20 protein-coding genes and 1 tRNA gene are annotated in these 22,649 nt (G+C 39.6%); 1 reads left to right on the forward strand and 20 read right to left on the reverse strand.

The window, feature by feature from the left end; genetic code table 11:
- Positions 1-231: 231 nt before the first annotated feature.
- The 20 genes from ACMN7X_RS04940 to dnaA all read right to left on the reverse strand — a co-directional run bounded on the left by ACMN7X_RS04940 (position 232) and on the right by dnaA (position 22,077).
- Positions 232-319 (reverse strand) — tRNA-Ser (locus ACMN7X_RS04940).
- Positions 320-523: 204 nt separating this feature from the next.
- A complete protein-coding gene (locus ACMN7X_RS04945; RefSeq protein WP_418746386.1) occupies positions 524-1,075 on the reverse strand; it encodes a Fe-S-containing hydro-lyase in 552 nt (183 codons plus the stop codon).
- A gap of 19 nt (positions 1,076-1,094) precedes the next feature.
- Positions 1,095-1,937, reverse strand: a complete 843-nt coding sequence (locus ACMN7X_RS04950) for a fumarate hydratase (protein WP_418746387.1) — start codon at positions 1,935-1,937, stop codon at positions 1,095-1,097.
- Positions 1,938-2,070: 133 nt separating this feature from the next.
- Positions 2,071-2,733: an L-fuculose-phosphate aldolase gene (locus ACMN7X_RS04955; protein WP_418746388.1), complete on the reverse strand. Its 663-nt coding sequence runs from the start codon at positions 2,731-2,733 to the stop codon at positions 2,071-2,073.
- 16 nt (positions 2,734-2,749) lie between these two features.
- On the reverse strand, positions 2,750-3,712 hold the full coding sequence (locus ACMN7X_RS04960; protein WP_418746389.1) for an ABC transporter permease: 963 nt from the start codon (positions 3,710-3,712) through the stop codon (positions 2,750-2,752).
- Positions 3,712-4,866: an ABC transporter permease gene (locus ACMN7X_RS04965; protein ID WP_418746390.1), complete on the reverse strand. Its 1,155-nt coding sequence runs from the start codon at positions 4,864-4,866 to the stop codon at positions 3,712-3,714. The genes ACMN7X_RS04960 and ACMN7X_RS04965 overlap by 1 nt, the downstream gene beginning before the upstream one ends.
- Entirely contained in the window at positions 4,863-6,401 is a 1,539-nt protein-coding gene (locus ACMN7X_RS04970) for an ABC transporter ATP-binding protein (protein WP_418746391.1), read from the reverse strand. The genes ACMN7X_RS04965 and ACMN7X_RS04970 overlap by 4 nt, the downstream gene beginning before the upstream one ends.
- Before the next feature lie 65 nt (positions 6,402-6,466).
- Positions 6,467-7,192: a purine-nucleoside phosphorylase gene (gene deoD, locus ACMN7X_RS04975; protein WP_418746392.1), complete on the reverse strand. Its 726-nt coding sequence runs from the start codon at positions 7,190-7,192 to the stop codon at positions 6,467-6,469.
- 16 nt (positions 7,193-7,208) lie between these two features.
- Positions 7,209-8,057 (reverse strand): nucleoside phosphorylase, encoded by an 849-nt coding sequence (locus tag ACMN7X_RS04980; RefSeq protein ID WP_418746393.1) that lies wholly within the window; start codon positions 8,055-8,057, stop codon positions 7,209-7,211.
- 16 nt (positions 8,058-8,073) lie between these two features.
- Positions 8,074-9,225 carry a BMP family lipoprotein gene (locus ACMN7X_RS04985; protein WP_418746394.1) on the reverse strand — a complete coding sequence of 384 codons (1,152 nt, stop codon included), beginning with the start codon at positions 9,223-9,225 and terminating at the stop codon, positions 8,074-8,076.
- 23 nt (positions 9,226-9,248) lie between these two features.
- Positions 9,249-10,289, reverse strand: coding sequence for an S-methyl-5-thioribose-1-phosphate isomerase (gene mtnA, locus ACMN7X_RS04990; RefSeq protein WP_418746434.1), 1,041 nt, complete (start codon positions 10,287-10,289; stop codon positions 9,249-9,251).
- A 66-nt stretch (positions 10,290-10,355) separates the two neighbouring features.
- Positions 10,356-11,132 carry a DeoR/GlpR family DNA-binding transcription regulator gene (locus ACMN7X_RS04995; protein WP_418746395.1) on the reverse strand — a complete coding sequence of 259 codons (777 nt, stop codon included), beginning with the start codon at positions 11,130-11,132 and terminating at the stop codon, positions 10,356-10,358.
- Between the two features lie 212 nt (positions 11,133-11,344).
- Positions 11,345-12,652 carry a cation:proton antiporter gene (locus tag ACMN7X_RS05000; RefSeq protein WP_418746396.1) on the reverse strand — a complete coding sequence of 436 codons (1,308 nt, stop codon included), beginning with the start codon at positions 12,650-12,652 and terminating at the stop codon, positions 11,345-11,347.
- A gap of 130 nt (positions 12,653-12,782) precedes the next feature.
- A complete protein-coding gene (locus ACMN7X_RS05005) occupies positions 12,783-13,532 on the reverse strand; it encodes an MBL fold metallo-hydrolase (RefSeq protein ID WP_418746397.1) in 750 nt (249 codons plus the stop codon).
- Positions 13,529-16,045 carry a DNA gyrase subunit A gene (gene gyrA / locus ACMN7X_RS05010; protein WP_418746398.1) on the reverse strand — a complete coding sequence of 839 codons (2,517 nt, stop codon included), beginning with the start codon at positions 16,043-16,045 and terminating at the stop codon, positions 13,529-13,531. Before gyrA ends, ACMN7X_RS05005 begins: the two co-directional genes overlap by 4 nt.
- A gap of 19 nt (positions 16,046-16,064) precedes the next feature.
- Entirely contained in the window at positions 16,065-17,975 is a 1,911-nt protein-coding gene (gene gyrB / locus ACMN7X_RS05015; protein ID WP_418746399.1) for a DNA topoisomerase (ATP-hydrolyzing) subunit B, read from the reverse strand.
- On the reverse strand, positions 17,968-19,071 hold the full coding sequence (gene recF / locus ACMN7X_RS05020; RefSeq protein ID WP_418746400.1) for a DNA replication/repair protein RecF: 1,104 nt from the start codon (positions 19,069-19,071) through the stop codon (positions 17,968-17,970). Before recF ends, gyrB begins: the two co-directional genes overlap by 8 nt.
- Entirely contained in the window at positions 19,071-19,280 is a 210-nt protein-coding gene (locus tag ACMN7X_RS05025; protein ID WP_418746401.1) for an RNA-binding S4 domain-containing protein, read from the reverse strand. The genes recF and ACMN7X_RS05025 overlap by 1 nt, the downstream gene beginning before the upstream one ends.
- 8 nt (positions 19,281-19,288) lie before the next feature.
- Positions 19,289-20,398 carry a DNA polymerase III subunit beta gene (gene dnaN / locus ACMN7X_RS05030; protein ID WP_418746402.1) on the reverse strand — a complete coding sequence of 370 codons (1,110 nt, stop codon included), beginning with the start codon at positions 20,396-20,398 and terminating at the stop codon, positions 19,289-19,291.
- A 326-nt stretch (positions 20,399-20,724) separates the two neighbouring features.
- A complete protein-coding gene (gene dnaA, locus ACMN7X_RS05035) occupies positions 20,725-22,077 on the reverse strand; it encodes a chromosomal replication initiator protein DnaA (RefSeq protein WP_418746403.1) in 1,353 nt (450 codons plus the stop codon).
- 423 nt (positions 22,078-22,500) lie between these two features.
- Here dnaA and rpmH point away from each other — a divergent pair, with 423 nt between their 5' ends.
- Positions 22,501-22,635 carry a 50S ribosomal protein L34 gene (gene rpmH, locus ACMN7X_RS05040; protein WP_132090626.1) on the forward strand — a complete coding sequence of 45 codons (135 nt, stop codon included), beginning with the start codon at positions 22,501-22,503 and terminating at the stop codon, positions 22,633-22,635.
- Positions 22,636-22,649: the final 14 nt, after the last annotated feature.

Genomic DNA, 22,649 nt, shown 5'->3' on the forward strand with positions numbered 1-22,649 from the left:
GACAACTAGCTGTTATCTTCCCGTTTTACTGTTTTGGAGTGCCTTTCGGCACCGTTCATTGAAAATGTTTCTCTTTGAAACTTTTCGGGATTGTTTTATTGTTTAATTGTCAATGTTCATCTTTTTTGATGTTGCTTTTTTCTCTCGTGCAACTTTAATAGGATAACACGCTTTCATGCTTTTGTCAACATCTTTTTTAATTTATTTTGAATATTTCTAAAATATTCAAAGCGGAGAAGGAGGGATTTGAACCCTCGCGCCGCGTTAGCGACCTATACCCTTAGCAGGGGCACCTCTTCGGCCTCTTGAGTACTTCTCCGAATTGTTAAAAATTATGAAATTTTTAACGCACTTTTTCAGTGCTTGTCTATTATAATACATTTTTACCAGTATTGTCAACTTATTTCTCTGATATTTTTTATTTAATTTTTACGATACAAGATATGCCCTTTTTCTCTTTTTTTACATTATATATAGGTGTTAGAATCAAAAATTTCTGACCCTGGCATATATATAGTACTAATTAAATACGACGATACTCTTTTACAACCGTTTCATAAAGGTTATTTCCCTCCGAATCAATAACTACGATCGCCGGAAGATTTTCTACCTCTAATTTCCGTATAGCCTCCGTCCCCAGATCGTCATAAGCAATTACGGTAGATTTTTTTATAGCTTTTGACAACAATGCGCCGGCGCCGCCGACTGCAGCAAAGTAAACCGCCTTATTGCGAATAATGGCCTCTACAACTTCTTTGGAACGTTTTCCCTTTCCGATCATCCCCTTCAATCCGCAATCCATTAATTTAGGCGCATATTTATCCATTCGGCTGCTTGTTGTCGGGCCTGCTGAACCAATCGGCCGTCCCTCCCTGGCCGGTGACGGCCCCATATAATAGATAATATTATTCTCCAGATTCATCGGAATGGCTTCATTGGCCAGCATGGATTCATACATTCTCTTATGCGCCGCATCTCTGGCAGTATAAATTGTGCCGGAAATATAAACATAATCTCCGGATCTTAATTCTTTGATGGTTTCATCCTTTAAGGGTGCATTAATATGTTTTTCCATTCTGCTCTCTCCTTAAATTTTATAATTCACGTGTCACATGTCGATTCACATGACAGCATATATTTATAGCCACCGGAAGACCGGCAATATGTGTCGGATAGGTTTCAATATTTACAGCCATCGCTGTCACTGTACCGCCAAGTCCGCCGGGTCCGATCCCAAGCTGATTGATTTTATCAAGCATTTCTATTTCTAATTCTCTGACATAAGGAATTTCTGAATGTTTACCGGCCTCTCTTGTCAACGCATGCTTGGACATTAAAGCGGATTTTTCAAAATCTCCGCCGATGCCAACGCCGACAACCAACGGCGGGCAGGCATTTGGACCTGCTGCATCTACGGTTTCAAGAATCGCTTTTTTTACACCCTCAATGCCATCCGCCGGTTTAAGCATGCAGATCCGGCTCATATTTTCACTTCCAAATCCTTTTGGCGCCAAAGTTATTTTAAAAATTTCTCCCGGAACTATCTGATAATGAATAACAGCCGGTGTATTATCCTTTGTATTTACACGGTAAATTGGGTCCTCAACCACGGATTTACGCAAAAATCCTTCCGTATATCCCCGCCGGACACCCTCATTGATCGCCTCTTCCAATACGCCGTCCACTATATGTACTTCCTGTCCCATTTCCACAAATAAAACAGCCATCCCTGTATCCTGGCAAATCGGAATCATTTCTTCTCCCGCAATTTTCAGATTATCCTCAAGCTGTTTTAATACCTGCTTACCTAAAGGGGATTTTTCTGTCTCTATCGCATGATTCATTGCCGCCGCCATATCTTCTGATAAAAAATGAGTCGCCTGAATACACATGTCACAGACAGTATCGCAGATTTTATAGCAAGATATATCTCTCATCTCTAAACCTCCATTTATATATATACAGAAAAATTATAATGTACATCTCATTAAAAATCAATGAGGGCTGCCGTATTATTAACAACAACCCTCTCGAATTATGATGGTAAAGGAAGAAAATCACTCAAATATTCTAATAGCCTTTTTTTCCTCCCGGCTGACCATAAGTCATAAATTTTTCAAGCACCTGATTCATATCTTCATCATTTAAAACAACCGGAGTTCCTATACTCATGCTCCGATACTGAAGTTCAGCCACAAATTCCATATTACATGTCAGGCTATACGCTTTTTCCAGATCTGTTCCACAGGTTATAAGCCCATGATTTGCCAGTATAACCGCTTTACTGTCTCCGCATACTTTAATCGCTTCTTCAGCCAATTCCGCAGTTCCAAACAAATGATAAGGTGCACATGGTACTTCAGCCACTCCGGCATCCGCAATTGCATAATGTACTGCTTTTAATGGCTTATTCAAAATTGCAAAAATTGTTGAATAAATCGGATGAGTATGAACAACCGCACGAATATCCGGTTTATTTTTATAAAATACAGTGTGTAATGCCCATTCGCTGGACGGTTTTCTTTGACTGTCCACAATATGATTTTCCAAATCCATGACAACAATATCTTCCGGAGAAATTTCAAAATAATCCATTCCCGACGGAGTAATTGCCATTAATCCCTGTTCCGCATTATATATACTCAGATTTCCACCGGTTCCTGCAGTCAGTTTTTCTCTGCTCATTCTTTTTCCGTATTCTACCAAAAGTTCCCTTTCAGAATGTAATATCATTAAAAAGCCTCCTTTATTATCGTTTTCCTTTATCGAAAAATTCACCTGTTGCCTTTGGAGGATGATTATATTTTGAGAAAAATACAAGCAATACTAAGGTCAATATATATGGTATCGTTTGAAATAAAAACGAATAGTTACTTGATAATCCCATAACCAGACATAATTGATATCCCCCGGCTCTGGCAATACCGAAAAACAGACATACTGCCAATGTTTTCCAGATATCCCAGTTTCCAAAAATCAATGCGGCAATCGCCAGATACCCGTATCCTGAATAAATGCTGGCAGAAAAATTTCCGGCCATGGAGTAAGCAAAAAACATACCGCCGATTCCTGATAATCCGCCGCATATAATAACTGAAATAAAACGTACCTTTGTGACGCTTCCCCCGGCCGCATCCACCGATTGAGGATTCTCTCCACATGCTCTGAGACGCAGTCCGAATTTCGTCTTATACATTAAATAACTCATAATACATGCAACGATCAAAATAATGATTTCATAAGGATAGACATCTTTAAATAATGCGCCGATCACAGGAATCTGAGAAATTCCCGGAACTGTATATTTTTGTGACACACCGATATTAAACAAATTTGAAGGTTTATTAAAAATCACTTCATTGATAATACTTGTTGCAAAGATTGTCACTGCGGAAGCCAGAATATTTACAACAACACCGCTGATGACCTGATTTGCGCGAAGAAAGATACATAAAACCGCATGAATCACAGAAAACAGCATGCCGCCGAGAATCGCCGCCGCCAAAGCAATATAAATAAGCCATGGTGATGAAGCTCCGATACTCTGCTGCGCGATGATCACTGCAAATGCTCCGCAGAAGGCGCCAAAACCCTGAAAGCCTTCAATACATAACATCGTAACGCCGCTTTTTTCTGAATAAATTCCACCAACTGCCATAATAAACAGCGGCAACGCAAAAGATAACCCATTAATAATAATTGTATTTATCATTACATTGCCTCCTTTTCTGAATCATTCCACTTTGCCTTTTGACGTTTTGCGATATAAATTAAAAATCCGCCGCAGGCACTGAAAAGAAGAATAATTCCCGTTATTACCGAAGCAATTTCTTTACTTACTCCAATCGTTGAACTCATATATACACTGCCGGCCTGGAGTATCGTTATAAGAAATGAAGCAAATATACATCCGATCGGATTATTGTTTCCAAGCAATGCAACCGCAATACAATCATAGCCCATGCTGGATAACTCATTCGGATAAATCGTATTATAATATCCAAGATAATAGGTAACTCCGGCAAGACCGGCAAAAGCCCCGGATAATCCCATAGCAACAAGAATACTCCGGTTAACGTTTACACCGGCATATTGGGAACACTCTTTATTCAAACCGACATTTTTTAATTCAAATCCCAGGACTGTTTTCTCCAGGAATATTTTTATACCGATAACAGCAGCAACAGCGATAATAATTCCAAGTGGGATCGATATGGAATATCCCCCAATATTCACGTCCGGCAGCATCAATCTTGCCGCATTGGAACATCTCCTCGTTGTCCGTGTCACCGGATCCGAATAGTAGGAATTGATAAAAAATGCCGTGACCAAACTGATAATATAGTTGATAATAATTGTTGAGACAACTTCATGAATATTAAACTTATATTTTAATACTCCCACAAACATCCCAAGAAGTCCGCCCACAACAATACCTATGATCACGGCAAGCGGTTTTGCAATATAAGGATTTAAATCACTATATCCGACAATCACTGTTGCAATAAATCCCGAAGCCAGCATTTGCCCGGAAACACCGATATTAAAAAGATTCGCCCGCATTGCTATGACAACACCGATAGATGCAATAAGCATCGGCGACATAATACCTAAAAACGAAAAGATATCCGTGATCATACCCTTTCCGCTGGCATAAGATGGTTTTGGCAAAAATCCACATCCTCTGATAAAGCTCGCAAAAGCTTCAATTGGATTTTTTCCAAGGGCAATTAAAAGAATCGCCGCCACGATCAGACTCAAAATAATGCTGACAAATGGTATAGCAATAGAACTTGTTTTATCATTCGATAAAAAATCCCAGAATATCATAAGAATATTTTTCTTTTTCTTCTTTTGTTCTTTCAATGTTCCTTCACTCCCATCATATAACTGCCAACTTCATTTGTCGTCAATTCCGAAGCATCCGCAATTTTTAAAATTTCACCATTATAGATAACCCCTATCGTATCCGCAAGCTGCATAACTTCATCCAGTTCCAGCGAAATGAGTAATATTGCTCTGCCCTTTTCCCGCTCTTCCAATATCTGTTTATGTATATTTTCGATTGCCCCGATATCCAGTCCACGGGTTGGCTGAACAAAAATCATAAACGGCGCTTCCTGTTCAATTTCACGTCCTACGATCGCCTTCTGCTGATTTCCTCCACTCATAGAACGCACAGTTGTTTTTGCTCCCGAACCACTTCGAATATCATACTTATCTATCAATTCAGCAGCATAATCATCAAAAACTTTAAAATTTAAAAATCCGGATTTTGCAAAAGGTTCTTTATAATAATTTTTTATCGCCAGATTATCTCTTAATGTTGCGTCCAATATGACACCATATTTTTGACGGTCCTCCGGAATGTAAGACATTCCGGCCAGAGTTCTGGAACGGATATCCATCTCCGTAATATCCACGCCATTAAGTACAATTTTTCCTTCACTGATCGGAATCAAACCGGCAATAGCATCGGCAAGTTCCGTCTGCCCGTTTCCGGATACGCCCGCAATGGCCAGAATCTCTCCGCCCCGGATATTAAAGCTGACATGCTTAACAACGTCGATTTTATTTTCGTCCTTTACAGACAAATCCCTGACCTCAAGCACTACATCCCTGTAATTCTTGCCCGATTTCGTGATATTAAATAAAACATTCCGGCCAACCATCATATTCGCCATTTCTTTTGTAGAAGTTGTTTTTACATCCAGAATATCAATTAATTTTCCACGTCTTAAAATAGCGCATCTGTCTGCAATCTGCTTGATTTCCTCCAGCTTATGAGTAATCAAAATAATCGTTTTTCCCGAATCCGAAAGCTGACGCATAATCTTTAACAGATATTCAATTTCCTGAGGTGTCAATATGGCTGTCGGCTCATCAAAAATTAATATTTCCGCATCCCGATATAACATTTTCAAAATTTCGACACGCTGCTGTATCGAAACATTGACCTCATCGATTCGCTTTGTCGGATCCACTTCAAGTCCATACTTCATTGAAAGATCCCGAATTTTTTCGTTGGCTGTTTTAATATCCACATATGGAAAAATTCCGAATTTCTTCTTCATCGGTTCAACGCCAAGGACAATATTTTCTGCAATCGTATAATTTGAAACCAGCTTAAAATGCTGATGAACCATTCCTATTTTTAAAGCCGCCGCTTCATTCGAAGAATGAAGTACTGTTTTTTCACCCCGAATATAAATTTCACCCTCATCCGGCTCATACATGCCAAATAACATACTCATCAGTGTGGATTTTCCGGCACCATTTTCGCCTAACAGGGCATAAATCTCACCTTTTCTAATTTTAATTGTCACATCATCATTGGCAACAATTCCGGGAAAGCGTTTTGTTATATGTCTCATTTCAACAACATAATCATTTTCTTTCATACGACCCGCCTCTTTAAAATTGGAAGTGTTTCATAAAAATTTATGAAACACTTCCTTTTTACTCATCAATCAATCGTTTTCCAGGCTGTATCTAATGCAATTTCCATCATCTCATTGAAAGATTCCTGTCTTTCCATAACCGACAACTCCGCACCTGTAAATACATTATCAGAAATTGTCAGCATGCTCAGAGCCTTTTTATGAAGATAAGATGCTGTCCAATATAATCCAGCCGTTTCCATTTCAACACATAACAAATTTAAATCTTTAGCCTTCTGATTCATATTTTCATTGGCATTATAAAATGTATCTGTTGTAAAAACGGAACCAACTTTGACACTTGCTCCTTTTTCCTTGGCTGAGTCCACCGCATAGCTTAACATCTCATAATCGGCAGTCGGCGCCAGAGTTCCCTGAAAGCCAAATTGCGAATCAAAATTTGAATTTGTTGAAGCGCTCATTGCAATAACAACATCTCTCAAATTTACGCCATCCGCAATAGCTCCCGCAGAACCGACACGGATAATTGCTTCCACATCAAAAAATTTGTATAAATCCATCGCGTACAAAGTAATTGAAGGAATACCCATTCCGCTTCCCATTACAGAAATCTTTTTTCCTTTATAGGTACCGGTATATCCAAACATATTTCGTACACTGTTAAATAACACAGGATTTTCAAGGTATGTCTCTGCAATATATTTAGCGCGCAGAGGGTCTCCCGGCATAAGAACAACTTTTGCTACATTTTCTTTTTCAGCCTGAATACAGGCTGTAGGCGTTGTTACCATACAGATTCCTCCCTATTTATTTTATAATTTCAGGATAAAAATATTTTTTTCCCTTTTCTTTTTTCTTTTTATCCCACTCTGTCAAAATACGAATGGCCTCCGCACCAACAAGGCAGGCCCTTTCTTCACCACCGTCTTCTCTGACTTCTCCTGTCACACGCTGCACCACAACGGATGCGCACATACCGGCCCGAAGTCCGAAGAGACGCGATAATGTGAACAAAGCAGCGCCTTCCATATCATAATTTAAAACCTTAGCTGCCTGCAAATCTTTATAATCAGCTTCCGCTTTCTGTTGAATATAGCCGCCAAAGCTCGGTCTCGACTGTCCCGCATAAAATGAAGCCGTCGTACATCCGACACCGACATGATATGTAAACCCGAGATTTTCACAAGCCTGAATTAACGCCATAACCACTTCCGGAGAGGCTGCCGAAGGATATTCATCCCGCACATACTGATGGGAAGTTCCATCCAGGCGGACATTGCAGTCATTGATGATAATATCTCCGATATTGATATTTTCCTGAATAGCCCCCGTCGTACCAACACGTATAAATGTATTTACGCCGGCTGACGCCATCGTTGTCAATGGAAGTTCGAGATTCGGTCCGCCCATACCTGTGGACATGGCTGTAATCTGTGTTCCCTTAAAAGTCCCTGTTGCCGCGCAATACCCGCGATTTAAACTGTACTCTTTAACACTTCCTTCATCCCACTGGCTTGCCATCAAATGAATTCTTCTCGGATTTCCCGGCAAAAGCGCATATTCTCCCATATTCGGAACAGTAAAACCTTCCGTGACAGCGCCTCCTGTTTCAGCCTCGCTCAAATTTCTTCTAGCTTCTTCTACACCTTCTGCCATATATAAAACCCCTTACTTAGTTTAATCCCGGGAAATCATCCGGCAGATATCCGTTAAAGTTAGAAGCCGGAGCGATATCTCCGTTTTTAATGGATTCATAAACTTCATTTAATGTTCCGATCGTTTCTTCAGATAACTGCTGTCTGCCTTCTTCGGTAACGATGCCGATAGAATCCTGAGCTGCACCCAAAACTTCATTCAAGCCTTTAAATTCACCGCTGTTAATAAGAGTCAACTGTTTATAAACGTTGGTATCCATAATCTTCAGAGAAGATGTTAAAATAATATTGGCATCTCCGTTAACACCGTCATCAAACTGGTCAACATCACAACCGATACAGAAAACATCTCCCGCTTCCTTTGCTGCGGTAAATACGCCGTTTCCGCTGGAACCTGCGGCAACATAAATGATATCAACGCCCATATCAATTAAAGCATTTCCTAAAATCTTACCGGTTTCCACATCATCAAAAGCGCCGACATAGTTTCCGCCAACATTAGTACCTGTTACATCTGTACCGGAATAAGAAGCAATTTCAACACACTCTGCTGTTGCTCCAAGATGTTTTACTGCATAATTAACGCCGCTCTCAAAACCATACTGATAATTTACATTTGAAGGATAAGCAACACCGTTAACAACCGCAACCTTTCCTGTCTTTGTTTCAAGTGCAGCGGCAACTCCGGCTAAAAATCCAGGTTCCTGCTCGGAGAATGTCATCGAATAAATATTATCTACAGTCACTTCTTCACCCTCGGAATCTGTCGGAGCAGAGTCTACCAATATAATATGTTTATCCGGATTGGCCGTAGCGATATCTGCACATGCCGCATAGTTAAATCCAGGCAAAACCAAAACATCATAATCTGCGATCGTATCTTCGACAGCCTGAATGGATTTACTCAAATCCGGCTCTTTAATCGCATTCACAGAAGCGCCTTCATTTTCATCAACAAACTTTGTAATACCGTCATAGCAGTTTTCATTAAAAGAACCATCATCCACGCCGGAGGATGTGATGATTGCAACCTTAATACCCGCGGCATCTGCGGCCTGAGTTTCACCCTTTGTTTCGGTTGAGCTGGATGGATTTCCCGCGCAGGCGGCCAGGGATGCAACCATAATTGCTGAAATTAACAACGACAGACATTTTTTTGCTTTTTTCATTTTTTTGATCTCCTTTTCTTTTATTATTTAAATAGATTTGCTAAACTATCCGTATATGGAGGATAGCAAATACCTTTTTCAGTAACAATTCCGGTAATCAATTCATGATCTGTCACATCAAACGCCGGGTTATAACATTTCACTTCTTTTAAAGCCATCGGTTCCGAATAGAACTTTTCTTTGATTTCCTCAGGCTTTCTCAACTCAATTTTAATATCATCTCCTGTTTTGCAATTCATATCGATAGTTGACGTTGGTCCCAATACATAAAATGGAATATGATAATACTTAGCCAGGATCGCCACACCGCTTGTACCGATCTTATTTGCCGTATCGCCGTTTGCCGCAACCCGGTCACAGCCCACAAAACAGGCCTGAACCCAGCCATTCTTCATAACAATACTTGCCATATTGTCACAAATAAGCGTTACATCAATTCCTGCTTTACACAACTCAAAGGATGTCAGACGCGCTCCCTGCAGAAGCGGACGTGTTTCATCGGAAAATACCTTAAAGTTCATGCCCTTTTCTTTTCCCAAAAACAGCGGACCCAACGCTGTTCCATAACGGGATGTCGCCAAAGGTCCCGCATTGCAGTGGGTCAAAATGCCGTCCCCGTCTTTAATCAGAGTTAAACCATACTCGGATATCGCCCTGCACATGGCAATATCTTCTTCATGAATCGCTTTACACTCCTGCTTCAGCAATTCAAGAATCTTTTCTACAGATTGTCCCTTATTCGACAAAACAACCTTTTCCATGCGATTTAATGCCCAGCTTAAATTCACTGCCGTCGGCCGTGACGAATTTAAATACTCTTTCTTTTCATGGAATTCTTTTGCAAAAGTCTCATAATCCTTACTTTCAATCTGCAAAGCCAGACAGTAAATACCATAGCCGGCACAAATGCCAATAGCCGGCGCTCCCCGGACCTGAAGCAGATAAATTGCATCCCATATTTCTTTTGCCGTAGATAATGTGATATATTCCATCCGATTCGGCAGCTGTGTCTGATCGATAATAACGACACTTCTTCCATCTTCACTTAATTTCACATTATCCATGTGAGTAACGTTTCTGATACTTTCGTCCAATATTTTCTCCCCCTGACTTAATATTTTTTATAAAAATTATTTTGCAATAATCAACTTTGTGTGAGTCTGACTTAAAAACTGTTCCCATACATCTCTCTGCTCATCCGTATAAAATCCGTCAATAACTATTTTGTCGATCATCTCAAACCCGCTGATCTTATAAAATTTTTTCAGATTTAATTTTGTTTTATCGATAACGAGAATTTTTTCCGCCGCCTGCCCGATAATACACTTTCTGACACGTCCGTTTTTTTCATTTCCATCTGTTATACCAATATTCATATCCACACCTCTGCAGGATATAAAACATTTATCGACATAATAATTTTTGAGGAAATCCGTCACCTCATCGCCGACAAAACACTGATTTTTTCGGTCGAATTCTCCTCCGGTAAGAATTAATTTTATATTTTCGCATGCTTCCAATATTCGAATAATCTTATAAGAATTTGTAAATACGGTAATTGCTTCAATTGTTTTCAGTTCCCTTGCAATAGCGCAGCATGTTGTACTTTCATCCAGAAAAATCGTATCCCCCGCGCAGATCATAGAGCGGCAGCTTTTTCCGATGGCAGCCTTTTCTTCCGTATATACATTTTCTCTTAAATTTGCATGAACTTCATTTTGTACACCGCCGATAATATAGGCCCCGCCGTAGGCCCTCATGATTTTTCCTTCGTTTTCCAACTCTATTAAATCTTTTCTGACGGTTTCATTTGTAACGTTAAACTTTTTACATAAATCTTTTGATAAAATGCTTTTTTCCTGTAAGATCATTTCCCAAATAAGTTTTTTCCGTTCTTTTGCAAGCATTTTTATTTTCCTCTTTTTAAAAAGTTGTTCTTTATTGGAATTATATCATTCTATTTTGCAGTATTCAACAATTATGTTCTGTTTTTTCAGATATTTTTATTGATTTTTTATATTTTTATGTTGGATTTTATATCTGATTTCCACCAAATTCCAATTTTATTTAAAAAAAGGATTGAATCCCAATTTGAAAATTCAATCCTTTTTAATATATTTTATTTCAAAGTTTTTTTCTTAACCTCTGCTTCCTGCAGTTTCATTGCTCTTCGATTAATAACTTCCGCACTCTTCGGCTGAATATCTCCGGTTTTCTTCAAAGCCCACTTTGTCATCGAAGGGCCGACAAGCTCGTAAACAAGTACAGAGAAAAGAACAATATTCCGAATCATCGCGCCCTCCGCGCCAAATTTCGCGGCAGCGGTAATACACATTCCTAAGGCAACTCCGGCCTGTGGAAAAAGAGTAATTCCAAGATATTTTTGAACGACCGGGTCGCATCCGGCCGCTTTTGCGCTGGACCATGCACCCAGATATTTTCCAATACAGCGGAAAATAATATAAACAACACCGATAACAACAATACTTATATCAGAGAACACACTCAATTCAAGCTCTGCGCCGCTGATCACAAAGAACAATGCGAATAACGGCGCCGTCCACCGGTCCGACTTTTCCATCAGATCCTCAGACAACGGACATATATTACAGAAAATAGTTCCAAGCATCATGCATACTAAAAGAGAGGAAAATGCAATATGAATACCGCCAATGTCAAATTCCAGCATAGAAATTCCGACCGTCAGAAACACAAAGGCAATAGTCAGCGACAAACGATTACTGTTGGAATTAAACAAAGTTTCCAGTTGAGTTAAAAGCCATCCCATAAATGCCCCGACGATCAAAGAGAGAACAATTTCCAGAAGAGGCTCGACCAAAATTGAAGTCATATTAAATGCGCCGTCTTTTAAAGCGGTAGCCACACCAAAGGAAACGGCAAAAACCATTAAGGCAACCGCATCATCCAAAGCAACGACCGGCAGAAGTATATCCGTTAATTTTCCCTTTGCCTTATACTGGCGCACAACCATCAGTGTTGCCGCCGGAGCTGTCGCCGTTGCAATAGCGCCCAATGTGATCGCTGTCGTAATCGGCAGCTTATCTCCAAGAATCATATGTAAAGCCAGCATAGCCACATTGACACATAAAGAAGCAACCAAACCCTCAGCAATTCCGACGATCATCGCCTGACGGCCAATATTTTTCAACTGGGATAAGCGAAATTCATTACCGATAGTAAAGGCAATGAAACCCAATGCCACATTGGAGATCAAGGCATACTGCTCAACATCGGCAGTCGATATAAATCCCACACCCTGTATACTTAAACGTCCCAAAAAATAAGGTCCAATTAAAACACCGGCAATCAAATAAGCCGTAACATCCGGTAATTTTAAAGATTTTAACACACGAGTCATTAATAAACCCATAATTAATGCTACTGAAATTGCTAATATTGCTGTCATTTTTCTTCCTCTTTTCATTTGATGAAAAAATATATTTTAAAACAGTTTTCTATATTATCACTGTATACCCCGTTTGTCAAATAAAAAGAGGATGCCGTAACATCCCCTTTTCATACATTTTACATAAACTTTAAAGTTCAAAAATCTGTCCCTCTGAATCAATTGAAACGATTTTTTCTTTATAATTTTTTGCAGACTCGCCGTCTTTAAATTTTTGAATCAGTTTATAATCTTTCCAGAAGTGCATCGGAAAAACCTTATCCGCTTCAGCTGTCCTCATAAACTCATTCATTCCCCACCAGTAATGTTCCTCCTGACGCGGGTCAAGCACAACAAAAGCCGCGTCAAAATGACGTCCTTTTATTTTACTCATTTCATGCTTATACTCTTTTTCTCTGCGCTCTCTATCTTCTTCGCTTTCTCCCGGCCATGACCACCAATGCAGATCTCCGGCAAAATAGATCGTTTTTCCCGCATACTCAATGATAAATGCTACACCTTCATCTGTGGATTTCAATGTTTCTATCTTTATATCATGAAAACCCGGATCTTTTTTTGAAACTCCCCGGTTATCCACATTCAGATATAATAATTTATCGTTATCCACAAAAATGGTATTTTCTCCACCGGTGCCGAGCCGCACAGCAAAACTCAGACTCTGGCGCACATCATCCGAAACAACATAGGTGACATAAGGATTGTATTCCGCATACTGATAAATAGCCGGATTAAAATGATCGCCATGGGCATGACTCACAAAGAAAATAATCCTTTTATCTTTATCAAACTCCGGCAGTTCTCCCTTATAATAATCAAATACAAAAATACAATCTTCCAGTTCAACAACAAAACAACTGTGATGAATATAGGTTATCTTCATTCTGTCTCTCCGCCCGTCTCTTCAATTTCTTCAGATGCCGTCTCCTCAGGTCCTTTTTCATCTGCTTCCCGGACTTTTGCAATGCTCGCAACTTTAATGTCGTTTTCCACATCAATATCCATAAGTTTGACTCCGGAGGTATATCTTCCTATCTTTGAAATGCCATTGACCGGCATACGGATAATAATTCCGCCGGATGTGATCATCATGATCTCATGACTGTCATTGACGGCTTTTGCTCCGATAACATTGCCTGTTTTTTCCGTAATATTATAGCAAAGAACACCCTTGCCGCCGCGATGCTGACAATTAAATTCAGACAGATCCGTCCGTTTGCCCATACCCTTTTCGGAGGCGATCAACAAGGAATCTCCCTGACTGTCGAGCTGCATGCCGATAATTTCATCATCGCCATCCAGAGTCATGCCGATCACGCCCATGGAAGTCCTTCCTGTCGGACGTACATCATTTTCATTAAAACGGATACATTTTCCATGTTTGGTGATAAGGAAAACATCATTTTCATTATTTGTTGTTTTAACTTCAATCAATTCATCGTCTTCCCTTAAATTAATTGAAATGATACCCGTCTTTCTTATATGATCATACTCTTTAATCGATGTTTTCTTTACGATTCCCTTCTTTGTTGCCATGAACAGATAAACATCATGATCAAAATCCCGAATCGGAATCATCGCCGTAATTTTTTCTCCCGGCTCCAATTGAAGAATATTCACAATAGCCGTTCCCCGGGCTACTCTGGAGGATTCAGGAATCTGATAAGCCTTGATCCGATAAGCCTTACCTTTATTTGTAAAGAACATAATAAAGTGATGAGTGCTTGTCATCAAAAGGTCTTCAATATAATCATCATCCAGAGTGGACATACCTTTGATTCCCTTACCGCCCCGATTCTGGCTGCGGAAATTATCAACCGTCATTCGTTTGATATAACCAAGTTTTGTCATAGCAATAACGGTATTTTCTTTTTTGATCAAATCTTCGATGGTAATTTCATCATCATCAATGCCAATCGATGTTCTCCGGTCATCACCGTATTTATTCCGAATGACCGTGATCTCATCGCGAATGACACCAAGAAGCCGTTTTTCATCGCCGAGAATTGCTTTCAACTCGGCAATTTTTGCTTCCAGATCCGCATATTCCGATTCCAGTTTTTCTCTCTCCAAACCGGTCAGAGCACGCAGACGCATATCGACGATCGCCTGGGCCTGAACATCCGTCAGACCAAAGCTCTGAATTAACTTTTCCTTTGCCTCAGCCACATTTTTAGATGAGCGGATAATATGGATCACTTCATCGATATTATCCAGGGCGATCAGTAACCCCTCCAAAATATGAGCCCGCTCTTCAGCCTTATTCAGTTCATATTTGGAACGCCGTGTGATAACTTCTTCCTGATGTTTTAAGTATAATTCAAGAATCTGTTTCAGATTCAGAATCATCGGTTCATTATTCACCAGCGCAAGAAGAATCACGCCAAATGTATCCTGAAGCTGAGTATGTTTATACAAATGATTCAAAATAATATTCGGATTGGCGTCCTTTTTCAATTCAATAACGACCCGCATACCTTCACGGCTGGATTCATCTCTCAGATCCGAAATGCCGTCAACCCTTTTATCCCTAACCAGTTCTGCAATCTTTTCAATTAATTTTGCCTTGTTGACCATATACGGAAGTTCAGTCACAACAATGCGCTGACGATTATTGCCCATAGGTTCAATTTCCGTCACAGCCCGCACTTTAATTTTGCCGCGGCCGGTTCGATAGGCTTCATTAATGCCATTCTTTCCAAGAATCATAGCGCCGGTTGGAAAATCCGGTCCCTTAACTATATCCAGAAGTTCCTCGATTTCCGTATCCCGGTCATTATTGATCTTATTCTCGATAATCTTTAAAACGCCGTCAATAGTTTCCCGGAGATTATGCGGCGGAATATTTGTCGCCATTCCCACGGCAATCCCCGTTGTTCCATTGACCAGAAGATTCGGAAACCTTGAAGGAAGGACCATCGGCTCCTTCTCAGTCTCATCAAAGTTCGGCCCGAAATCGACGGTATCTTTATTAATATCCGCAAGCATTTCCATGGAAATCTTACTCAATCTTGCCTCTGTATAACGCATGGCCGCCGCGCCGTCTCCATCAACGGAACCGAAATTGCCATGACCGTCCACCAGCGGATATCTGGTCGACCACTCCTGAGCAAGATTAACAAGGGCGCCGTAAATCGAAGAATCGCCATGCGGGTGATATTTACCCATTGTATCACCGACAATACGCGCGCATTTACGATGCGGCTTGTCAGGCCCATTGTTCAGCTCGATCATTGCATAAAGTATACGCCTCTGCACAGGCTTCAAACCGTCTCTTACATCCGGCAATGCTCTGGAGGCGATAACACTCATGGCATATTCGATATAAGATTGCTCCATTGTTTCCTGAAGGTCCACTTCCTGGACCTTGTCAAAAACATTACTTAAATCATCCATTCACTATTTCCTCCATCTGTTAAATATCAAGATTCCGTGCATACTTTGCATGTGTCTCAATAAATTCACGCCGCGGCTCTACCTTATCTCCCATCAAAACATTAAATGTATCATTGAGGGCGGCCAGCTTCGCGTCATCCATAGTTACTTTTAAAAGAATTCTTTTATCCGGATCCATAGTTGTTTCCCACAACTGTTCCGGGTCCATCTCGCCAAGACCTTTATACCGCTGAATCCGGTTATTCTGATCCCGGCCGATCTCCGAAAGAATATTGTTCATCTCAATATCATCATAGGCATACCATACTTTTTTATTTTTCTCTATCTTATATAATGGCGGCTGTGCCAGATATACATATCCCTGTTTGATAAGTTCAGGCATAAAACGATAGAAGAAGGTCAATAATAAAGTTGCAATATGAGCGCCGTCCACATCCGCATCGGTCATAATAATAATCTTATGATAACGAAGTTTTGAAATGTCGAACTCCTCATGAATCCCTGTGCCAAAAGCCGTGATCATTGCCTTAATCTCGTTATTGACCAGAATTTTGTCCAAACGGGATTTCTCCACGTTCAAAATCTTACCTCGCAGCGGCAAGATTGCCTGAGTAGCGCGGGAACGGGCTGTTTTCGCCGAACCTCCGGCAGAATCTCCCTCGACAATATAGATTTCACAGTTGGCCGGATCTTTATCCGAACAATCGGCCAGCTTGCCCGGAAGACTCATTGTCTCCAATGCGGTCTTACGGCGTGTTAAATCTCTGGCTTTTCTGGCGGCATCTCTGGCTCTCTGGGCTAAAACAGCCTTCTCTGCGATCGTTTTTCCAACCGAAGGATTCTGCTCCAGGAAAATCATGAGCCTTTCACTGACAATGCTGTCCACCGCGCCTCTGGCCTCACTGTTTCCAAGCTTCTGCTTCGTCTGCCCTTCAAACTGAGGCTCGCCGATCTTAATACTGATAATTGTTGTCAATCCCTCCCGGATATCCTCACCGGAAAGATTCGGCTCACTGTCCTTAAGTAATTTATTTTTTCTCGCATAATCATTAAATGTTTTCGTCAATGCATTCCGGAAACCGATCAGATGCGTACCGCCCTCCGGAGTGATAATATTATTAACAAAACTATAGCAGCTTTCCGTATAAGAATTGTTATGCTGCATCGCCACTTCCACGTAAACGCCGTCTTTTGTGCCTTCACAGTAAATAATCTCCGGATACAGTACATCATGAGGACGATTCAGATATTCCACATATTCCTTAATACCGCCTTCATAATGGAAGATTCGTTCCACCGGCTCCTCCGCCCGGTCATCAATTAAAATAATCTTTAACCCTTTTGTCAAAAAAGCAGTCTCACGCAAACGTTCTTTTAAAACTTCAAAATCATATACCGTTTCTTCAAAAATCTGCGAATCCGGCTTAAAGGTTACTTTTGTTCCTCTCTTCTCCGTATCACCGAGAACCTGCATATCCGTGACAACTTTTCCACGCTCATACCGTTGTTTATACTTCTTTCCTTCTTTATAAACGACAACCTCCAGCCATTCTGAAAGTGCATTGACAACAGAAGCTCCAACACCATGAAGACCGCCGGAAACCTTATATCCGCCGCCGCCGAACTTTCCGCCGGCGTGAAGAATGGTAAAAACGACTTCCAAAGCAGGTCTTCCGGCCTTTTCCTGAATATCTACAGGGATTCCGCGGCCATTATCAACAACAGTCACTGAATTATCTTTATTCACAGTCACTGTAATTGTATCACAGTAGCCGGCCAAAGCCTCATCAACTGAATTATCAACAATTTCATAAACAAGGTGATGGAGGCCTTTTGAGGAAGTGCTTCCAATATACATACCCGGTCTTTTTCGAACTGCCTCCAGGCCCTCTAAAATCTGAATTTGATCCGCACTGTAATTATCACTCATCTTTAACCTCCCGCTGCTGGTTTTCAACTATTCCATCTTTTACTTTAAAAATTTTGTCTATATTAAATCGATTTTGTATAAATTCATCCAATCCTGTGCATGTGATCACTGTCTGGATCTGACGGATGCTCTCCAATAAATAGTTTTGCCGAAAACTGTCCAGTTCAGACAAAACATCATCCAATAATAAAATCGGTGTATCTTTGATAAGTAATTTGACCAAATCAATTTCCGCCAATTTTAAGGAAAGAGCTGCCGTTCTCTGCTGTCCCTGAGAACCGAATTTCCGAACATTGATATCATTGATATAAAAACCCATATCATCTCTGTGAGGACCGACGGTGGTTGTTTTTAATTTCAGATCATTTTCACGGCGCAAAAATAATTCTTCCTCAAAACCCAATTCATCAACACTCGGTTCATACCGGATACGCAGATTTTCCCTGTTTCCACTCAACTTTCTGTGAATCGGACAGATCAATTCATTCAGAGTCTCAATAAATTTCTCCCGTTCTCTGATCACCTTCATGCCGTAACGCACCAGCTGTTCATCCCAAACATCCAGCGTCTCCTTCAGAGATTCCTGATAATAAGCCTGTTTCAAAAGATTGTTTCTCTGATTTACGACTTTATTATAATTCGATATATCATGGAGATATACTTTATTCAGCTGGCACAATTCCATATCCATAAAACGCCGGCGCTCCGCAGGACCGTTCTTAATGATTGCCAGATCCTCCGGTGAAAAAAAGACAACATTGACCATCCCCATAAGTTCACTGGATTTTTTGATGGGAATACAGTCAATGGCAGCCCCCTTCGTCTTATTTCTCTTCAAATGAATGTCTATCCTGTGTTCAATTTCATTTTTCTCAATATACAAACGGATATGGGAATCCTCTTTGTCAAAGCGAATCATCTCTTTATCTTTGCTTCCACGATGAGACTTTGTCGTCGCACATACATAGATGGATTCCAATATATTTGTCTTTCCCTGAGCATTTTCGCCATAAAGAATATTGATTCCTTTATCAAAATTCATTTGAAGACTTTCATAATTTCGATAATCGAGTAATTCAAGAGATTTTATAATCATTATTTTTCAATCTTTATTGTTTCGCCGTCAAAGGTGACTATATCGCCTTCATGGAGTTTCTTTCCTCTCTGATATTCCACTTCACCATTAACGCAAACCTGTCCTTCTTTAATTACAATTTTAGCTTCCAGGCCGGAATCCACACATCCGGCGGCTTTCAGTGCCTGACCAAGCTTTATAAACTCATCTTTTAATTTAATAACTTCCATAATCTCTCCTATATTCCCGGATTAAAGTTTACCGGAAGAATCAGATAGATATACTTCTTTTCTTCATCTCTGATAAAGCATGGCGCCTTAGGGTTGATCATATAAATGTCGATCATTTCATCATCAATCACCCGAAGAGCATCAAGAATAAACTTCGGATTAAAACCAATCATTAAATCCCTGCCTGTCTTCACGATATCGATGTCCTCATTCATAGAACCGATGAAGGAATTAATTTTTAATTCCATGGAATCATCCAGGATATTCATGATGATCGGTTTTTTATCACCTTCTTTGACAAGAAGAGACGCGCGCTCAATACAGCTTTGAAGCTCTTTTTTATTGATAGAAATTTTTGTTTCATAATCGCTGGAAAGCATCTGCTCAATTCGGAAATACTCTCCCTCAATAAGCCTTGAAACAACAACTGTATCATCAAATTCAAATACAATATGTCTTCCGGTGAAGAAGATATGTACGTCATCCTCAATGCCGCCGGTAAGAATTTTACTGACTTCATTCAGCGTTTTTCCCGGAACAACAACTTTAATATGATTATATTCTTCCTTAAGTTCAATCTTACGGATGGATATCCGATGACCGTCCAGAGATACGACTTTTAATTCATTCCCATTGATCTCAAAAAGTTCTCCCGTCATTAAACGGTTATTTTCATTATCCGCAATTGAAAAGATCGTTTGACGGATAATTTCTTTTAATGAAAACTGAGATAAAACAACCATCTGATTTTTCTCTATTTCCGGCAGATAAGAAAAATCTTCCCCGGATTTTCCGGCGATATTAAATTTGGCTTTTTCACATTTTATGAAAGCGCGGAAATTATCATCCGTTTGAATAGTTACTTCACTCTCGGGAAGTTTACGAACAATCTCCGAAAATAACTTGGCTTCCAGGGCAATCTTTCCTTTATCGAGAATATCGCCGTTGATTTTTGTTTCAATACCGAGTTCCATATCATTTGCGGTTAATTTGATCTGACCTTCGGTTGTGTCAATAAGAATACATTCCAAAATAGGCATTGTTGTTTTCGCAGGAACCGCTTTAAGGACAGTGTTGACGCCTTTCAGAAGTTCGGATTTGCTACAAATAATTTTCATGTTAAAAATCAACCTTTCTCAGTCTGCATGGAAATTGTGAATAACTTCCGGGCAGCCGCATATAAATATATAAATAATAATTTTATAGTAGTTGTAGTAGTAGGGGAGGTGGATATGTGGATATGCCATGTTCCCCCTGATTTTTACTGAATTTTTCCGTTGGATAAGTCTGTTAAAATGGATTGAACAGGCTATGAATAACTTAAAAATTATCCACAGTATAAAATTCATTAAATTTATTTTTTATTTTTCGGATAAAATTTATCCCCTTGTAACCCACTGTTGAATCACCGTTCATCCACATAGAAAAAGACATTTATCCACAATCAGGCCGGAGGGTTTATCTTCTTTATTAATATGTCGATGGTATTTTTCAGATTTTCATCGTGTTTTAGATCATCGGATATTTTTTTCTCTCCATGAATAATGGTTGTATGGTCTTTCTTTCCGAGAGAATTTCCAACAGCCTGCAGGGAATCGGCGGTCATCTTGCGGCATAGGTACATACAGATTTGCCGCGGATAGGCGATTTCTTTATTTCTTTTGCTGCTTTTTATATCATCCGGAGAGATATGATAATGTTCGGCCACCGTTTCAATAATTAATTCACAGGTAACAGGGCGCCGTTCTTCCGGAGAAATAATATTTTCGAGGGCTTCTTTCGTTAATTCGAAATTGATCATTTTTTTGCGAAGTCTTGAAAAATTATAAATCTGCTTCAGGGCGCCTTCCAACTCACGGATACTGGATTTTATATTTGTGGCGATATAATTTAAGGATTCATCATCCACCTGAATATTATCCAGTTCAGCCCGCTTTTTTAAAATAGCCATACGGGTTTCATAGTTTGGAGGCTGCACATCGACGGTTAATCCGGCTTTAAATCGCGTGATCAGACGGTCTTCCAAACCGTTGATATCCTTTGGCGGTTTATCGGATGAAATAACAATCTGTTTTTTGCTTTCATATAAAGTAGTAAATGTGTGGAAGAATTCTTCCTGAGTACTTTCTTTATTTACAATAAACTGAATATCATCGATGAGGAGCATATCAATATTCCTGTATTTATTTTTAAAATTCTCTATCTGCTTATGCTGGATAGAATGGACGAGTTCATTGGTAAACTCTTCGGATGTTACATATATAATGCGGTAATCCGGATGATTGCCGAGAACATAGTGGGCGATGGAATGGAGTAAATGAGTTTTTCCAAGACCGGCGCCACCATAGATAAATAACGGGTTTCCATAGATACCGGGATCCTCGGCGACAGCCAGAGCGGTTGCATGGGCAATATCGTTATTTTTTCCAACGACAAAGGTTTCAAATGTATATCTCGGATTCAAATGAGCATTCACCAATGATTTTGAATCTGTTTTCCTGTTTTCTTCATCAATATGTTTTTTTTCAGATAAATCAGGAATAATAAACTGAACATCGAATTCGGTTTCAAGTACTTCAGCAATCGTGATAATTAAAGGCATACGATATTTTTTTGAAAACCAGCTGGAATCCAGGACAAGGTTTTCTTTTTCTATAGAAACAGTGATCATATTGCCTTCAACCCGATAAGGTTTAAAATATTTGACCCAGGTAGTAAAAGCGACTTCGCTTATATCGTTTTCAATTTTCATTTGTTCGAGAATATCATTCCATTTTTCTTTTATTAAAGATAACACAGCATAAAATCCCCCTGAGCATAAATTCACATATATATTTTATTACAAAAATCAAGAGATATCAACATTAAAATTGTGGATAACCCTGTGGATAAATTTTGTTGACAACTTAACATAAAGTGTTTTTTATTTGAATTTATTATGTTAATGTTGACAGGATAATTGGATTTTAATCACACTATCAACACGTGATTTTTTGCGAAAATACTGGATTTTGCTGAGTTTAAGAGGATTTATGAACACTTATCCACAAGTTATTCACATTATGTGGATAGATTTATGTAAATGTGGGGATAATTGTGTTGATAATCAAGTTATCCACAATTGCAAAAAAATAATCAGGTTTTGCTTGACGAGGTTTGGTGAAATGACTATAATATAGTAGATATTTTATCTCATTTTTAAAGAGGGAGGTGTTTATAAATGAAGATGACATTTCAGCCTAAAAAGAGACAGAGAAGTAAAGTTCATGGTTTCAGAAAGAGAATGAGCACTGCTAACGGCAGAAAAGTTTTAGCAGCAAGAAGAGCTAAAGGTAGAAATAAATTATCAGCTTAGGCCGCAAATTTGTG

Source organism: Frisingicoccus sp., from assembly GCF_048388605.1.
In the GTDB taxonomy this organism is placed as follows: domain Bacteria; phylum Bacillota; class Clostridia; order Lachnospirales; family Lachnospiraceae; genus Frisingicoccus.

Bases quoted from the DNA above. Each gene is read 5' to 3' on its own strand.
- ACMN7X_RS05000 (WP_418746396.1), bottom strand. From the start codon at position 12,652: ATGACAGCAATATTAGCAATTTCAGTAGCATTAATTATGGGTTTATTA.
- gyrA (WP_418746398.1), bottom strand. From the start codon at position 16,045: ATGGATGATTTAAGTAATGTTTTTGACAAGGTCCAGGAAGTGGACCTT.
- ACMN7X_RS04945 (WP_418746386.1), bottom strand. From the start codon at position 1,075: ATGGAAAAACATATTAATGCACCCTTAAAGGATGAAACCATCAAAGAA.
- deoD (WP_418746392.1), bottom strand. From the start codon at position 7,192: ATGGTAACAACGCCTACAGCCTGTATTCAGGCTGAAAAAGAAAATGTA.
- ACMN7X_RS05005 (WP_418746397.1), bottom strand. From the start codon at position 13,532: ATGAAGATAACCTATATTCATCACAGTTGTTTTGTTGTTGAACTGGAA.
- ACMN7X_RS04995 (WP_418746395.1), bottom strand. From the start codon at position 11,132: ATGCTTGCAAAAGAACGGAAAAAACTTATTTGGGAAATGATCTTACAG.
- dnaN (WP_418746402.1), bottom strand. From the start codon at position 20,398: ATGAAAATTATTTGTAGCAAATCCGAACTTCTGAAAGGCGTCAACACT.
- gyrB (WP_418746399.1), bottom strand. From the start codon at position 17,975: ATGAGTGATAATTACAGTGCGGATCAAATTCAGATTTTAGAGGGCCTG.
- ACMN7X_RS04970 (WP_418746391.1), bottom strand. From the start codon at position 6,401: ATGAAAGAAAATGATTATGTTGTTGAAATGAGACATATAACAAAACGC.
- rpmH (WP_132090626.1), top strand. From the start codon at position 22,501: ATGAAGATGACATTTCAGCCTAAAAAGAGACAGAGAAGTAAAGTTCAT.
- ACMN7X_RS04985 (WP_418746394.1), bottom strand. From the start codon at position 9,225: ATGAAAAAAGCAAAAAAATGTCTGTCGTTGTTAATTTCAGCAATTATG.
- ACMN7X_RS04980 (WP_418746393.1), bottom strand. From the start codon at position 8,057: ATGGCAGAAGGTGTAGAAGAAGCTAGAAGAAATTTGAGCGAGGCTGAA.
- ACMN7X_RS04960 (WP_418746389.1), bottom strand. From the start codon at position 3,712: ATGATAAATACAATTATTATTAATGGGTTATCTTTTGCGTTGCCGCTG.
- mtnA (WP_418746434.1), bottom strand. From the start codon at position 10,289: ATGGATAATGTGAAATTAAGTGAAGATGGAAGAAGTGTCGTTATTATC.
- recF (WP_418746400.1), bottom strand. From the start codon at position 19,071: ATGATTATAAAATCTCTTGAATTACTCGATTATCGAAATTATGAAAGT.
- ACMN7X_RS04950 (WP_418746387.1), bottom strand. From the start codon at position 1,937: ATGAGAGATATATCTTGCTATAAAATCTGCGATACTGTCTGTGACATG.
- ACMN7X_RS05025 (WP_418746401.1), bottom strand. From the start codon at position 19,280: ATGGAAGTTATTAAATTAAAAGATGAGTTTATAAAGCTTGGTCAGGCA.
- ACMN7X_RS04955 (WP_418746388.1), bottom strand. From the start codon at position 2,733: ATGATATTACATTCTGAAAGGGAACTTTTGGTAGAATACGGAAAAAGA.